1 rRNA gene is annotated in these 365 nt (G+C 38.1%); it reads right to left on the bottom strand.

Annotated features, from left to right (window positions below):
* Nucleotides 1–248, bottom strand: a 16S ribosomal RNA gene (locus HMPREF2852_RS04560); the annotation flags it as partial.
* Nucleotides 249–365 lie beyond the last annotated feature (117 nt).

Genomic DNA, 365 nt, shown 5'->3' with positions numbered 1-365 from the left:
AAGTCCATCTTACACCGATAAATCTTTGGTCACTATATCATGCGATATTTTGACGTCATAGGGTATTATTCTTCGTTTCCAAAGGCTATCCCCTTGTGTAAGGCAGGTTACTCACGTGTTACTCACCCGTTCGCCACTAATCCACTTAATTTCATTCCGAAGAAATCAGCTAAGTTTCATCGTTCGACTTGCATGTGTTATGCACGCCGCCAGCGTTTATCCTGAGCCAGGATCAAACTCTCAATTATTGTTTGATCTTGACTTTTGTCATTTTTCGTTTGTCTCAAAGTATTAACTTTGTAGTTTTATTTTGTTTTAAAGGTTCATCCGCCAGTTTTAACTGACTATTTTAGTCTACCATCTTT

Origin of the sequence: Anaerococcus sp. HMSC065G05 (assembly GCF_001812365.1) — a bacterium.
GTDB classification, from domain to species: Bacteria; Bacillota; Clostridia; order Tissierellales; family Peptoniphilaceae; genus Anaerococcus; species Anaerococcus vaginalis.
Note: the sequence above shows the minus strand (reverse complement) of the source record. Positions and strands in the feature narration are given on the sequence as shown.